Source organism: Amycolatopsis nivea, from assembly GCF_004522235.1.
GTDB classification, from domain to species: Bacteria; Actinomycetota; Actinomycetes; order Mycobacteriales; family Pseudonocardiaceae; genus Amycolatopsis; species Amycolatopsis nivea.
In genome coordinates, this window is the sequence record NZ_SDLT01000059.1 from 1 (window position 1) to 14,195 (window position 14,195).

General features: G+C 70.3%; 13 protein-coding genes and 1 pseudogene. 7 read left to right on the forward strand and 7 right to left on the reverse strand.

Annotated features, from left to right (window positions below; translation table 11 throughout):
* Together EIZ44_RS41020 and EIZ44_RS41025 are read left to right on the forward strand one after the other, a co-directional pair.
* A partial coding sequence (locus tag EIZ44_RS41020; protein ID WP_240691553.1) for a Fe-Mn family superoxide dismutase occupies positions 1–129 on the forward strand: 129 nt, incomplete at its 5' end.
* Between the two features lie 92 nt (positions 130–221).
* Positions 222–1,022: an arylamine N-acetyltransferase family protein gene (locus EIZ44_RS41025; RefSeq protein ID WP_134734259.1), complete on the forward strand. Its 801-nt coding sequence runs from the start codon at positions 222–224 to the stop codon at positions 1,020–1,022.
* 258 nt (positions 1,023–1,280) lie between these two features.
* On the opposite strand, the gene EIZ44_RS41030 is transcribed toward EIZ44_RS41025, so the two are convergent.
* The 3 genes from EIZ44_RS41030 to EIZ44_RS41040 form a co-directional block, all read right to left on the reverse strand.
* Positions 1,281–2,537: an MFS transporter gene (locus tag EIZ44_RS41030; protein WP_134734260.1), complete on the reverse strand. Its 1,257-nt coding sequence runs from the start codon at positions 2,535–2,537 to the stop codon at positions 1,281–1,283.
* A 167-nt stretch (positions 2,538–2,704) separates the two neighbouring features.
* Complete coding sequence (locus EIZ44_RS41035) at positions 2,705–3,136, reverse strand: MarR family winged helix-turn-helix transcriptional regulator (RefSeq protein ID WP_037807762.1); 432 nt, start codon at positions 3,134–3,136, stop codon at positions 2,705–2,707.
* 43 nt (positions 3,137–3,179) lie between these two features.
* Positions 3,180–4,643: an NCS2 family permease gene (locus EIZ44_RS41040; protein ID WP_037807765.1), complete on the reverse strand. Its 1,464-nt coding sequence runs from the start codon at positions 4,641–4,643 to the stop codon at positions 3,180–3,182.
* A gap of 83 nt (positions 4,644–4,726) precedes the next feature.
* Here EIZ44_RS41040 and EIZ44_RS41045 point away from each other — a divergent pair, with 83 nt between their 5' ends.
* Positions 4,727–4,954, forward strand: coding sequence for a DUF2530 domain-containing protein (locus EIZ44_RS41045; protein WP_037809264.1), 228 nt, complete (start codon positions 4,727–4,729; stop codon positions 4,952–4,954).
* 437 nt (positions 4,955–5,391) lie between these two features.
* Here EIZ44_RS41045 and EIZ44_RS41050 read toward each other — a convergent pair.
* Together EIZ44_RS41050 and EIZ44_RS41055 are read right to left on the reverse strand one after the other, a co-directional pair.
* A pseudogene (locus tag EIZ44_RS41050) lies at positions 5,392–8,282 on the reverse strand (sacsin N-terminal ATP-binding-like domain-containing protein).
* On the reverse strand, positions 8,279–9,358 hold the full coding sequence (locus EIZ44_RS41055; protein WP_134734261.1) for a DUF3027 domain-containing protein: 1,080 nt from the start codon (positions 9,356–9,358) through the stop codon (positions 8,279–8,281). The pseudogene EIZ44_RS41050 and the gene EIZ44_RS41055 overlap by 4 nt, the downstream one beginning before the upstream one ends.
* A 51-nt stretch (positions 9,359–9,409) precedes the next feature.
* Between EIZ44_RS41055 and EIZ44_RS41060 the strand changes: the two genes are divergently transcribed.
* From EIZ44_RS41060 to EIZ44_RS41070, 3 genes are read left to right on the forward strand one after another with little or no spacing between them, the layout of a single operon-like run.
* Positions 9,410–10,183, forward strand: coding sequence for a glutaminyl-peptide cyclotransferase (locus tag EIZ44_RS41060; protein WP_134734262.1), 774 nt, complete (start codon positions 9,410–9,412; stop codon positions 10,181–10,183).
* 38 nt (positions 10,184–10,221) lie between these two features.
* Positions 10,222–12,228 carry an MFS transporter gene (locus EIZ44_RS41065; protein ID WP_134734263.1) on the forward strand — a complete coding sequence of 669 codons (2,007 nt, stop codon included), beginning with the start codon at positions 10,222–10,224 and terminating at the stop codon, positions 12,226–12,228.
* A gap of 9 nt (positions 12,229–12,237) precedes the next feature.
* On the forward strand, positions 12,238–12,714 hold the full coding sequence (locus EIZ44_RS41070; protein ID WP_037807782.1) for a DUF2771 family protein: 477 nt from the start codon (positions 12,238–12,240) through the stop codon (positions 12,712–12,714).
* A gap of 83 nt (positions 12,715–12,797) precedes the next feature.
* Here the strand turns inward: EIZ44_RS41070 and EIZ44_RS41075 are convergent, their stop codons facing one another.
* Positions 12,798–13,184 (reverse strand): cold-shock protein, encoded by a 387-nt coding sequence (locus EIZ44_RS41075; RefSeq protein WP_037718500.1) that lies wholly within the window; start codon positions 13,182–13,184, stop codon positions 12,798–12,800.
* A gap of 130 nt (positions 13,185–13,314) precedes the next feature.
* On the opposite strand from EIZ44_RS41075, the gene EIZ44_RS41080 reads away from it, so the two are divergent.
* Positions 13,315–13,542 (forward strand): hypothetical protein, encoded by a 228-nt coding sequence (locus EIZ44_RS41080; RefSeq protein WP_037807785.1) that lies wholly within the window; start codon positions 13,315–13,317, stop codon positions 13,540–13,542.
* 7 nt (positions 13,543–13,549) lie between these two features.
* Here EIZ44_RS41080 and EIZ44_RS41085 read toward each other — a convergent pair whose 3' ends face one another.
* Positions 13,550–14,170, reverse strand: a complete 621-nt coding sequence (locus EIZ44_RS41085) for an HAD family hydrolase (protein ID WP_134734264.1) — start codon at positions 14,168–14,170, stop codon at positions 13,550–13,552.
* Positions 14,171–14,195 lie beyond the last annotated feature (25 nt).

Below are 14,195 nucleotides of genomic sequence, written 5' to 3' on the forward strand. Positions count from 1 at the left end.
TTCTACCTGGACTACAAGAACGTGAAGCCGGACTACGTCAACGCCCTGTGGAACATCTTCAACTGGGCCGAGATCAGCAAGCGCTTCGACAACGCCGTCGCCGGCGGCAACGGCCTCCTGCTCAGCTGAGGCCAGCGGCACCCGGGGTCCGGCCTGGCGACAGGCCGGACCCCGTTTTTTCGCTTGACCTGGAGTGCACTGGAGGTGTGAGAGTGGAACCCATGGACGTCGACGCTTACCTCGCTCGCCTGGACCTGCCGGTGCCTCCGGCGGCTGACCTGGCCGCGCTGCGCCTGCTGCAGGAGCGGCACCTGATGCACGTCCCGTTCGAGAACCTCAGCGTGCACCTCGGGGAACCCATCGAACTCACCGAAGAAGCGCTCTTCGACAAGCTCGTGCGCCACCATCGCGGCGGATTCTGCTACGAGCTGAACGGTCTTTTCGCCGCCCTGCTGCGAGAGCTGGGCTTCGCCGCGACGCTGCACGCGGCTCGCGTTTTCAACGACGCCGGGGTGCCCGGACCGCCGCTCGACCACGCCGCCATCCTCGTCCAGTTCGGCGAGGAGCAGTACCTGGTGGACGTCGGCTTCGGCAAGTTCAGCCGGCAGCCGCTCGCGCTGTCCGCGGTCGAGCCGCAGAGCGATCCAGAGGGCGAGTACCTTCTCCTGGACGCTCCGTACGGCGACGTGGACGTCCTGCGCGACGGCAAGCCCGAGTACCGCCTCGAGCGCCGCCCACGGCAACTGTCGGACTTCGCGCCGATGGCGTGGTGGCAGTCGACATCGCCGCAGTCGCACTTCACGCAGACCCTCACGTGCTCGCGCCCGACCGCCCAGGGCCGCGTGACGCTGTCCGGCGACCGGCTGATCGAGACGGTCGACGGCGTGCGCCACGAGGTGCTGCTGCCGAACGACGATGCCGTGCGGGTGGCCTACCACGTGTACTTCGGCCTGCGGCTGCGCCGGCTCCCGATGCGGCCCGGCGAGCATCCGCTGGAGACCCCGACCCCGCACCCGTCCTGACGCTCACCCCGTGAACGGCCTTGCCCTCGCGGGGAAGAGCCCCGACCATGAACAGAGCCCCGCGTCCCGGGGTTCCCAGGTCGCGGGGCTCTGTCCGTTCCCGAACTGACTGCCGCTCCCACCACGAAGCGGACATGTATGAGGTTAGCCTAACCTCACCAACAGAGGCAAGCCCGTCCCAGCGGAGACCTCAGTCTCACCCTCCCGAGTGACGACTTTCGGCGGCCTCCGCTGCCTTCGGGCAGCCATTTCCGCAGGTCAGACCCGTTCCCGCGACAGGATCCGCAGGCCGTTGCCGAGCCGCCGGGGCATCCGGACGCCGCCGCGCCGGATCAGCACCACCGCGCACACCACCGCCGCGATCGCCGAAATCGCGCCGCCGATGTAGAACGGCGACCGGCCGCCGAACGCGTCGGCCATCCAGCCGGTCATCGGCCCGCCGATCGGGTTGCCGCCGATCAGCACCAGCACGTAGATGCCCATCACGCGGCCGCGCATCTCCGGCGACACCGACGTCTGCACCAGCGCGTTCGCCGTGTTCAGGAAGGTGATCGTGGCGAACCCGAGCGGGATCAGCCCGATCCCGAACGCCAGGTACGTCGGCATGAACGCGGTGACGAACTCGAACACCCCGAGCAGCGCCGCCGACACCAGCATCAGCCGCACCCGGGGACGGCTCTTCACCCCGCGCCGAGCCGACGCCAGCGCACCGGTGAAGGTGCCGACCGCGACGAGCGTCGACAGCAGGCCGTAGCCGTCAGCCTGGGTGTGGAAGACGTTCGCGGCGACGATCGGCAGCGACGTGAAGTAGGTGATGCCGAACGTGCTGACGAAGAACATCAGCACCATGACCGTCACCAGGTCCGGCCGTCCGCGCACGTAGCGCAGGCCCTCCACGAGCTGGCCCTTGGCGCGCGGGATCGCCGGGCCGCGGAACAGCTTCGCCGGGTTCATCAGCGCGACCCCGGTGATCACCGCGAGCGTGCTCGCCGCGTTCGCGATGAACAGCCAGCCGGTGCCGACCCAGGTGATCGCGAACCCGGCGATAGCCGGTCCGACGATGCGGGCCATGTTGAAGATCGACGAGTTGAGCGCGACCGCGTTCGCCACCTGGTCCCGGCCGACCATCTCGGCGACGAACGACTGGCGCGTCGGCACCTCGATCGCCGAGGTCGTCCCGAGCATCACGCACAGCAGGTAGACGTGCCAGAGCTGGGCGACGCCGGTCAGGTCGAGCACGCCGAGCAGCACGGCCTGCAGGCAGTTCGCCGCCTGGATGAGCATCAGCAGCTTGCGCTTGTCGACCCGGTCGGCGAGCACGCCCGCCCACAGCGACAGCAGCACGGTCGGGATGAACTGCAGCGCGACCGCGACGCCGAGCGCCACCGGGTCGTTGCCCGACAGCGTGAACACCAGCCAGTCCTGGGCGATGCGCTGCATCCAGGTGCCGATGTTCGAGATGACCTGGCCGCTGAAGAAGAGCCGGTAGTTCCGCACGCGCAGCGACGAGAACATCGTGCGGCGGGTCTTGGATTCCGGGGATTCCGCGGCGGAAGACGATTTCCCGGCCGGGACGGAAGACGGGCCGGGTGGAGCGGAACTGGACGGCGGCGGTGCCGTGTCCCGGGTAGCAGTGGATTGGGCCGGACATCCTGTTTCGCTACCCGTGGTGGTCACCTGTGCTAGTTCCCCGCCATCCTGTCGATGATCTCCGCGGCGCGGGAGAGCACTTCGAGCTCTTCCTCGCCGAGTTCGGCCAGTTGCCGGTCCAGCCACGCCTCCCGCACCGAGATGGCCTTGCGCACGAACGTGAGCCCGTCGTCGGACAGCTCGACGATGGCCTGGCGGCCGTCAGTCGGGTGCGGCCTGCGCTCGACGAACCCCATCTCCTCGAGCGCGGCGATGACCCTCGTCATCGAGGGCGGCTGGACGCCTTCCTTCGCGGCGAGCTGACCGGGGGTCAGCGGGCCGCACTTGTGCAGGGTGGACAACGCCGCGATCTGCGTGAGCGACACGTCGTCAGCCACCCGCTGTGCCCGGAGACGGCGGTTGAGCCGCACCACCGCGAGACGCAAGCGGCTCGCCAGGGAACGCTCGTGCGGGTCGCCGGACATATAGTTAGCATACCTCACGACCTGCGCACGGTGTTTACGCCGGTCAGCTGAGTGCGGCCTGGATCGGCCCGACGGCGAAGTAGGCTACGAACGCCACCGCGATCACCCACATCAGCGGATGCACCTTGCGGGCCTTGCCGGTGACCGCCTGGATCACGACGTAGCTGACGAATCCGGCACCGATGCCGTTGGCGATCGAGTACGTGAACGGCATGACGACGATGGTCAGGAACGCGGGCAGCGCGATCTTGAAATCGGTGAAGTCGATGTCGCGAACCTGCGCCATCATCAGCGCCCCGACCACGACCAGCGCCGGAGCCGCCGCCTCGACCGGCACGACCTGGTACAGCGGGGTCAGGAACATCGCGGCGATGAACAGCAGACCGGTCACGACGTTCGCCAGACCGGTCCGCGCGCCCTCCGCGATACCGGACGCGGATTCCACGAACACCGTGTTCGAACTGGCCGAACCGAACCCGCCGGCCGCGCCCGCGAGGCCCTCGACGAACAGCGCCTTGCCGACATTCGGCAGCTGCCCGTCCTTGCCGACCAGCCCGGCTTCCTTGCCGAGGCCGGTCATCGTGCCCATGGCGTCGAAGAAGTCCGCGAGCACGAGGGTGAAGACGAGCAGCACCACGGTGATGATCGGCAGCCGGGTCCACGCGCCGAACGACACGTCGCCGACCAGCGACAGGTCCGGGAGGCCGATGACCTTGCTCGGCAGCGCCGGGTAGCCGAGGTTCCAGCCCTTCGGGTCGGTGCCGTTCGACGGTCCGGCCTTCACGATCGCCTCGACCACGATCGCGAGCACCGTCGAGCCGAGCACGCCGATCAGGATCGCGCCCTTGACCTTCTTGGCGACGAGCACCGCGGTGAGCAGCAGGCCGACGACGAACACCGCGGTCGGCCACGAGGCGATGGAACCGCCGATGCCGAGCCCGACCGGCACCGTGGTGTGCGCGTCGTCCGGCAGCCTGCGCACGAATCCGGCGTCGACCAGGCCGATCAGGCAGATGAACAACCCGATGCCGACCGCGATCGCGGATTTGAGCGCGGGCGGCACGGCGCGGAACACCGCGGTGCGGAAGCCGGTGAGCACGAGCAGGACGATGATCACGCCCTCGATGACCACCAGGCCCATCGCCTCCGGCCAGCTCATCTGCGGCGCGATGGTGACCGCGAGCAGGCTGTTGATGCCGAGCCCGGTCGCGATGCCGAACGGATAGTTCGCGACGAGCCCCATCAGGATCGTCAGCACGCCCGCGACGAGCGCGGTCACCGCCGCGACCTGCGGCACCGGGAGGATGTGCCCGAGCACGTCCTTGTGCGCGGACGGGGTGTCGGCCGCGAAACTGCCGATGATCAGCGGGTTGAGGACCACGATGTAGGCCATCGTCACGAACGTGACCACGCCGCCGCGGATCTCCCGCCCGGTGCTCGACCCGCGTTCGCTGATCCGGAAGAAGCGGTCCAGTGTGGACCCCGCCCGCTCGCGCTGCTCCGCCATTTCCCCGCCTGTCTCGCTGTTTCCGTCCGGGTAAACTCTGGCCCGTGGAAGAACCGACCAGCGCCCCGGACACTCCGGCCGCCCTGCGGCACACGCCGGACCTGCCGAAGCGGCTCACCGACCTGACGCCGGTGGTGATCGTAGGTACTGCGCTCTGGCTTGTCGCGCTCGTGGTGCTTTTCTTCACCAGCGAGGGCGTGTGGGTGCAGACGTGCCTCGCCGGGATCGCGCTCGGGTTCATCGGGTTCGGGATTATTTTCTGGCAACGCGCTGCCGCTCGGCGCGGGTCCAAGTCGGCGCAGCGGCTTTAGGGGCTCGTCAGTTCAGCAACGTCCGCGGCGCCGGATCTTCCAGCAGCGCCGTGATGCGATAACGCTCGCCCCACCGATCACTCGCCCACGCGAACGCGCGCGCCAACCCCTCGGACGTGTCCGCCGCGTGCAGTCGACCGCCACCGTGAGCGGACCCCGTGCCACAGCATCCTCCGTCCGGCGACGCGAAGCTGGTCCGCGGCGCAGCGGCTTTAGGGCTCGTCAGTTCAGCATGGTGCGCGGCGCCGGGTCTTCCAGCAACGCCGTGATGCGATAACGCTCGCCCCACCGATCACTCGCCCACGCGAACGCGCGCGCCAACCCCTCGGACGTGTCCGCCGCGTGCAGTCGACCGCCACCGTGAGCGGACCCCGTGCCACAGCATCCTCCGTCCGGCGACGCGAAGCTGGTCCGCGGCGCAGCGGCTTTAGGGCTCGTCAGTTCAGCATGGTGCGCGGCGCCGGGTCTTCCAGCAACGCCGTGATGCGATAACGCTCGCCCCACCGATCACTCGCCCACGCGAACGCGCGCGCCAACCCCTCGGACGTGTCCGCCGCGTGCAGTCGGTCGTCTGACCACCACGGCACCTCCGCCGAAGCACCCTCGATCGTCACCGTGAGCGGGTCGTGCAGCAGCACCCCGCCGTCCGGCAGCGTGATGCCGNGTCGTCTGACCACCACGGCACCTCCGCCGAAGCACCCTCGATCGTCACCGTGAGCGGGTCGTGCAGCAGCACCCCGCCGTCCGGCAGCGTGATGCCGAGTTGGTCCGCGGCGAGCGCGAGGGCGGGCAGGTCGGCCCACGCGACGTACTCGCCGGTGCTCTCGACCTCGGCTTTCAGGCTGCTCGCGACGGGGACGTCGAGGAGTTCCGCCAGTCGCTCCGGGTCGGCGGGCGCGACGAGGATCTTCGCCGGGTCCAGGGCAGCCGCGACCCACGGCACGTCCAGCACCACGGCTTCCTCGACGACGCTCCCGTCCGCGGCGCGGACTCGTGCGGGGGCGTCGACGTCGGAGATGTCGATCGGTGCGGCCACCAACGCCGCGTGTGCGCGGGCGACCAGGCCCGGGGTCGGCGTCCGTTGCGGGTCGCCGAGTCGGTCGAGCAGGTCGGTGACGTCCTCCGCGGTCTCCAGGTCCAGTCCGGTCCGGACGCCGACGGCGCGGAGCAGATCGTCGCTCAGCTCGAGGTCGGGGACCGGGTCGTACAGGCCCGCCAGTGCGGTCACCGAAGCGAGCCGCCACGCGCCGGGGGCTTCGCCGGCCAGCAGGGCGTACCGCGCGAGCCACCAGCCCGCGTGGCCGTCCGGGCTGTGCAGTGCCTGCCACGTTTCCGGACGGGACGCGATCAAGCGGAGCGCGTCCGGCCAGGCGTCGTCCGCGACGAGGTCGAGGTCGCGAATGGACACGACCGTCGTCGGCGGCTGCTCGAACGAATCCCACCACTGCTCTTCGTCCGGCAGGTGGTGGTCGGGTTCGTGCGGATCCTCGTCCAGCACGACCGCGAACGAGTCGAGCACCTTCGCCGCGACGAGGGTTCCCGTCGGCCAATCTTCGGCGAATTCCTCGTCCAGCACGGAAAGCGCGCCGCCGGGCTCGAACACCTCGGGGTCGATGACGTCCAGCAACGGCGACGTCGGCAGCACCAGTTCGTCCGCGCGCCGCCAGCCGTCCTCCGCGGGCAGTGCCAGCGCGCCGATCCACTCCGGCGCCTGATCGCCGCAATCGGTGACCAGCCGGAGCACCGCGCCCGCGAGGTTCATTCCGTCCAAACCGGACTGAACGTCGGCGACACTGTGCTCGACCGCGTACTGCAGCTGTTCCGCTTCGAGCAGCTGCCGCGCGTCCGCGTGCTTGGCTCCCAACAGTTCCAGCAACTGGTGCGCCGCGCCCGGGTGTACCAGCCGGAGGCCGGGAACGTCCACATCGGACAGAAGTTCGCGGAGTTCACTGCTGCCGTCGACGAGCAACGCGCCCTTCACGCCCGGCAACGTCCGCCCGTCCGACAGCGGGACCGGCAGTCCGTCGAGCTGATTCGCGCTGAGCGCGTGACTCTCGACCGCGACCGCCAGCTCCGCGTACAGCTTCTGCCACCAGCCGGGTTCGCGCTCGATGCCAGTCAGGACTTCGAGGACGTCGCCGATGCCGAGGATGTGCGCGGAGACCGGCTTGAGCAGCCGGGGATTCGCTTGCACCAAGCCCGGGATGACGTCGGCCAGCAGCGGAGCCAGCCCGTCGACGTCGAGCACCCGCGCCTGCTGTCCGGAGACTTCCTGACCGTCCACAGTGGCCAGCCAGGGTTCCTGCGCGAGCGAGGTGTAAACCAGGTCTTTCAGCTGTGAGTCCACAGTGGACAGCGGGAATCCCGCGGCGGGGACCAAGGTTGGCCGGTGTTCCGCGGTGACCGCCCGGACCAGTTCGACGTATTCACTCGCCGCCTTCTCCAGCGCGCGAGTGAGCTCCGCACCGGGAAGCACCCGGCGGCGAGACGGCTCCAGCGGCACTTCGGCAATCAACCGGGCCGGGAGCGAAAGGCCTTCGTCGGTCGGCGTCGGCGCGTGCAGCACATCGTCTTCGAGCGGTTGCGGGACGCCGTCGGCGTCGACCGGAACGGCCCAGACTCCGTGCTTCAGCCACCGCCGTTGCCCGGTCGGCGAAGTGATCTCGACGGTCTCGTCACCGCTTCGAGTCCACTTGCGACCGTCCACTTCGGCCTCGGCGAGCCACGGCAGGGCCAGCAGGAGGTCTTCGATCTCGTTCGCCAGACCGTCGAGCAGGCCTTGCCCGGATTCCTTCAGCGGCAACCGCACTTCGGTGGCGAACCCGGGAGGCGGCTGCTCCGTGACGGGAAACGGCAGCCGCAGCACCGGAACGTCGCCGTCCCGGCCGGATTCCTCCCGGGTGCGCTGCGCGGAAAACGCGACCCCGCCCGAGGTCGAAACGACCCGGGGCTCGTCGGTGACGGTCAGCACGGCCGCGAATCCGACTCCGAACCGGCCGACGGTTCCTTCCTTGGCCGACGCCCGCAACGACGCCAGCGATTCGACCCCTCGGGTGTCCAGCGGCGCGCCGGTGTTGGCGAACCGCAGTTCACCGTCCACAACGGACACCCGGATCCGCCCCGGTTCGCCCGCGATCTGCGCGGCGTCGGCGGCGTTCTGCGCGAGTTCGACGAACAACCGGTCGCGGTAAGCGCCGACGCGCAGGTCGCGTTCCGAGTTGGTGTCCTCGGTGAAGCGGGTGGGCGAATCGCGCCAGGCGCTCAGCGCCGCTTCCCGCAGCCGGACTGTCCCGAAAGGATCAGCCGCTCCCCCAGCGACTTCGTTCACCGGAGGACATCGCTCCCGTCGGAGTCGTCCTCGTCCGAAGTCGCATCAGAAGCATCCGGAGCAACGGCCTCGACGACCACTTCGGCAGCAGTGCCCGCCGCCGAAGCCTCGACGACGTCCGGCTGCTCCGGCGCAGACTCCTCGGCCGCCTCCGAAGCCGGCTCGGCAGCCACCTCGACGGCAGCTTCCTCGACCGCCACCTCCGCGGCCGCCTCCGGCTCCACCGCCGCGACCTCAGCGGTCTCCTCGGCCGCCGCGGCCGCCGCCTCTTCCACCACCGTCGGGTCCGCGGCGACGCTCGGTTCCGGAGCCGGCTCCGGAGCGGGCGTGAAGTCGATCAGCGAATCGTCGTAAACCAGCTCCGCGACCGGGACCGAGGACGTCACCTCGACCCGCACCTCGGAGTGCGCGCCGCATCCGTAAGCCACGTCCACGACGTGCCCGTCCGCGGGCGCGATGTCGTTCGTGCACGCCCCGAAGGCACCGCGCAGCGACCCGGCCAGCGGCACGAAGAACCCACAGGTCCCGCAGGTCGCGGGCGCGCTACGGGCCATGTCCGAACGCGGGCCGAACTCGCCGCCGTGCCAGCGGGCGGCCGCGTCGAGCCTGCCGTAGCGCGACAGCACGTGCACCCGGCCGAGGCCGACCTCGTGCGCCGCTTCCTCGACGGCCGGGTCGTCCGACTGGAGGTACGCGGGCGAGAGGCGCGGGTCGTCCTTGTCCGCGGGGAACAGGTCGCCGACGCCGAGGTCCCCGGCGCGCACCCGCTGCTCCCACGGCACCCACGCGGGCGCGACCAGGGCCTCCGGGCCCGGCTGCAGCACCAGTTCGCTCACCGTGACCGGCTCGTCCGGCCCGGCCACCGCGACGGTGACCGACCAGCGCCAGCCGCGGTATCCGGGCACCGAGGCTTCGAAGAGGTGGCTCGCGGAAACCGCGTCCTCGCGTTCCACTCCGACGTGCTCGCCGACCTGGTCAGCGGGTGCTTCCGCCAGCACGGCCTCCCGCGCGGCCTCGACAGCGTCCGCGAGCTTCCGGTGGAGAGAGCCGTCGTCCAGGGTCAACAGCAGCGTCATACCCCCAATTGTGCCGCACGCATCCGCGCCGCCCGTGCCAGGCTGTTCCTCGTGCGAACCCGGATCGTCTGGCCCCTGGTGGCCGCCGCCCTGCTCGGCGGATGCGCGGGCACCCAAGCCACGCCCGCCCAGCCCGAACAGCTCACCGTCCAGGTGCTCGGAACGCTGCCGCACGACTCGACCGCCTTCACCGAAGGACTCGAGTACTCCGGCACGACGCTGTACGAGAGCCGCGGGCTCGAAGGCAAGTCCGCGCTCACCGCGGGACCGGCAGGCGGAACACCAGCCAAACAGGTGACGGTGCCGTCGCCGTTGTTCGCCGAGGGCATCACCGTGCTCGGGCCGAAGCTGTGGCAGCTGACCTGGCGCGACGGGATCGCGATCGAACGCGACTCCCAGACGCTCGCCGAACTGCGGCGCGTGCACTACGACGGCGAGGGCTGGGGACTGTGCCATCAGCCCAGTGGACGGCTGGTGATGAGCAACGGGTCGTCGATGCTCACCTTCCGCGACCCGCAAACGTTTGCGGTCACCGGTTCCGTCGACGTCGGCCAGGACCAGCTGAACGAACTGGAGTGCGTCGGCGACACCGTTTACGCGAACGTCTGGCAGACCGGGACCATTCTGCGCATCGACGCGAATACCGGACGGATCACCGCGAAGATCGACGCCGGCAAGCTCCGCACGCCGTCCCGGCCCGGCGAGGACGTGCTGAACGGCATCGCCGCGATCCCGGGCACGGACGAATTCCTGCTGACCGGAAAGCTGTGGCCGACGTCGTTCCGCGTGAAGTTCGTCCCGGAAAATCAGCGAACCGGCACGTGAGCGGGCGGTACGTGACCTCGATGAGGCAGGATTGAACCGTGGCCCTCTTCAGCTCGCGCTCCGGTTCCGACAGCCCCCTCGGCGGGCAGTCGGGCAAAGGCCGTGGGAAGAAGAAGCGCCGCTGGACTCCCGAGCCCGGCGCGGCGCAGGCCCGCTCGTGGCGCGACACCCCGCCGACCCGGGTCGATCAGGCCGTTGACCAGCGCGTTCGCCAGGCTCCGCCGGAGTACGCGCCGGAGCCGCCGCGGGCGCGTCCGGAGCGCATCCAGCCCGAACCTCCGCGCGCGCGTCCAGCCGAACCGCGGCCCGAGCACGTCGATCAGCGCCCTCCCCGCGGTTATCCCGGACGGCCGGAGCCGCGCAGCGCGTTCTACGACGACGCGCCGCCGTTCCCGCCGAACGCCGAGGAAGCGCCCACCGGCGCCGTCCCGATGGGACACCGTCCGCCGCCGCCCCCGCGCGGCGCCCGGCCGTACCCGCCGCGCGACCACCGCACCGAGCCCGTCCACCCGCGGCCGTACGACGACCGTCCCGGCAGCGCCGGCTACGAGCACTACGACACCGGCGGCTACGCGGGCGAGCCACGCGTCGAAGACGAGCAGGACGAGGCCTTCAACACCACCGCCGTCCCCGGCGCCGGGTCGGTCCCGAAGCTGCCGAAGAAGCTCACCGTCACGCGGGTCGCCGCGCTGCGCAGCCGTCAGCTGAGCGGTCAGGCGATCGGCGCGTTCCAGCGCGCCACCAAGGCAGACGGCGCGGACAAGTCCGGTCTCACCTCGTTGATGTACGCGGTGATGCTGAACTACGCGAGCGACGCGGCGATGGCGATCGCGCTGGCCAACACGCTGTTCTTCGCCGCGACCAGCGGCGAGAGCAAGGGCAAGGTCGCGCTGTACCTGCTGATCACGATCGCGCCGTTCGCGCTCGTCGCGCCGGTGATCGGCCCGGCGCTGGACCGGATCCAGCGCGGCCGCCGGCTCGCGATGTGCGTCTCGTCGATCGGCCAGGGCCTGATGGCCGTGGTGATGGCGCTGCACTTCGACGACTGGCTGCTGTACCCGGCGGCGCTCGGGATGATGGTGCTGTCGAAGTCGTTCACCGTGCTGAAGGCGGCGGTCACGCCGCGCGTGGTGCCGCCGGAGATCACGCTGTCGAAGACCAACGCGCGGATCACCGTCTTCGGCCTGATCGCGGGCGGCGTGTTCGGCGCGCTGGCCAGCGGGGTGAGCAGCCTCTCCAACTCCTCGGGCGCACTGTGGTTCACCGCGGTGATCTGCGTGGCCGCGGCCGTGCAGTCGATGCGGATCCCGTCGTGGGTCGAGGTGACCGAGGGCGAGGTCCCGACGTCGCTGTCCGCGCGGCCGGAGCCGAAGCAGAAGCGGCAGCGCCAGCCGATGGGACGGCACATCGTCGTTGCCTTGTGGGGCAACGGTTCCGTCCGCGTGCTGACCGGCTTCCTGATGATGTTCGCCGCCTTCGCGGTGAAGGCGCAGACCGAACACGCCGGGCACAGCCCGTTCGTCCAGTTGCTGTTGCTGGGCATCATCGGCGCGGCGGCGGGCGTCGGCGGATTCGTCGGCAACGCACTGGGTTCGCGGCTGCACTTCGGTTCGGCGGACCAGGTGATCGTTGCCTGCGTGGCGGCGTGTGTCGTGACGACGCTGATCGCGACGCTGCTGCCCGGCCTCGCCACGGCGGCGATCGTCGGCCTCATCGGCGCGACCGCCAGCGCGCTGGCGAAGATCAGCCTCGACGCGGTGATCCAGGAGGACCTGCCGGAGCAGTCGCGCGCCTCGGCGTTCGGGCGTTCCGAGACGGTGCTGCAGCTGTCGTGGTGCATGGGCGGCGCGGTCGGACTGCTGCTGCCGCCGACGTACTGGATCGGCTTCCTGGTCGTCACGCTCCTGCTGGCGGTCGGCCTGACGCAGACGTTCCTGGTGCAGCGCGGCGGTTCGCTGCTGCCCGGCCTCGGCGGAAATCGCCCATTGCGCCCGGAGCCGACCGGCAGCTTCCCCGCCCAGGGGCCCGCGCGAGGCCGCCGGTAATCTCGGGCCATGCGACGTTCCCGGGTGGTGGCCGTGCTCGCGGCCGGTGGTTTCGCGGTGGCCGGCTGTTCCGCGCCGGGCCCGGCCGAGGTGACTTTCTACGCCGACGGGCACACGATCAACGTCGCCCCGATCGGCAACTGCGACATCAAGTCCGGCGTCTGCGCGGCCAACCCCGGCGCGACCGGCAAGCTCAAGGTGCGGCCGGGCCGCTCGGTGCAGATCTCGGTGCCGAAGGAGATCGCCGAGACGCCGTGGAAGGTCACCGTGCAGTACGTGAACGGCAAGGGCGAGCCCCAGCCGCTCAAGGAGGACATCATCACCTCCCGCGACCGCTACGCCTACACCGCGACGCCGCCCGCGAAGGACGACCAGATCGTGGTGGTCGAGATCGCGCAGGCGTCGGTGATCAGCCGCACCGGCGACCCGAACGACGCGGAAGCCGTCACGACGGCGCTGTGGTCGCTGCAGGTCCAGCCTGCCTGAATCGCCTTAAAGCCGTGAAGGGCTCCGCGCGGGGAGATTCCCGCACGGAGCCCTTCACTGTTTTCAAGCGGTGGCGTGACTGATCACGGGTCGAGGTCGCGCGCGACCGCCCGCATGATCTCCGCGATCTGCTTGGTGTTCTTGCGATCCGGGTACCGGTTGCGCCGCAGGTCCGGCTGGACCTTCAGCTCCAGCAGCTTGATCATGTCCTCGACGAGGCCGTGCAGCTCCTCCGCGGGTCGGCGGCGCGCCTCGGCGACCGACGGCGGCGGGTCCAGCAACCGGACGGAGAGCGCCTGCGGTCCGCGCCTGCCGTCGGCCACGCCGAACTCGAGCCGCTGCCCGGCTTTCAGGCCCTCCACGCCGTGGGGCAGCGCGGCCTTGCGGATGTAGACGTCCGCACCGCCGTCTTGCGTGACGAAGCCGAACCCCTTCTCCGCGTCGTACCACTTGACCTTGCCGGTCGGCACTTCCCTCACCAGTCCTTCTGCTGTGCAGGTCACGACGAACGCGCCCCGAGCGATCTCGAGGCGCGCGTCCGATAAGCGTATCTCGCCACAGGCGCTGGGGAGAAGCGGATAGTCCCGTTACTCTCACCCCATGGAGAACGCAGCGAAACAGACCGGCAAACCGATCCTCATGCGGCTCGGCATCGGCCTGTTCGCCATCGGCATGCTCGCCGTGGCGACAGTGTTCGTGCTGTTCGCCGCCGGACTCGAGAACCTGCCGGTGTGGCTCAGCGCGGCCGCCGGCGTGATCACCCCGCTCGGCCTCCTGCTCGGGCTGATCGCGCTGATCCAGGAAGCCCGCGCCGGAAAGCACGGCTGACCAGCGGTTACACCGCGGTCTCCACGAACGTCCCGGCGAACCACCCGGGGAACTCGACCAGCGAGTCGAGCACCACGTCCGCGCCCTCGGCGGCCAATTCCTCGCGGCTGCACGGCCCGGTCGCCACGGCCACGGACATCGCGTTGGCCGCTCGCGCGCCCCGCACGTCGCCGAGGTGATCGCCGACGTACGCCCGTGCCTCGTGTTCCAGCAGGGCCGCCGCCTTCTGCGTGGACCACAGCTCGCCCACCAGCGCGTCGACCTTCATGCCCAGCGCGTCGAGGTGCATCTGCGCGTTGGGGCCGTACTTCCCGGTGACCACGACGGTCCGCCCGCCTGCCGCCCGGACCGCCTCCAGCGCCTCGGCCGCGCCGGGCAGCGCGACCGTGCTCGGCACGACCGTCTCCGGGTACAGGTCGCGGAACTGCCAGATCAGCTCGGGAATCCGGTCCTCGGGCGCGCCGAAATCGCGCAGCGCCTGATCGAGCGGCGGCCCGAGGTTCGAGGCGAACGCCTCCCCGTCGAACGCCAGCCCGGACTTCTTGCCCAGCGCGTTCATCGCCGCGACCATGCCCGGCCGCGGGTCGATCAATGTCATGTCGAGGTCGAACCCCACCGTGATGCCCACGTCCCACACGGTAGCTGTCCGGACC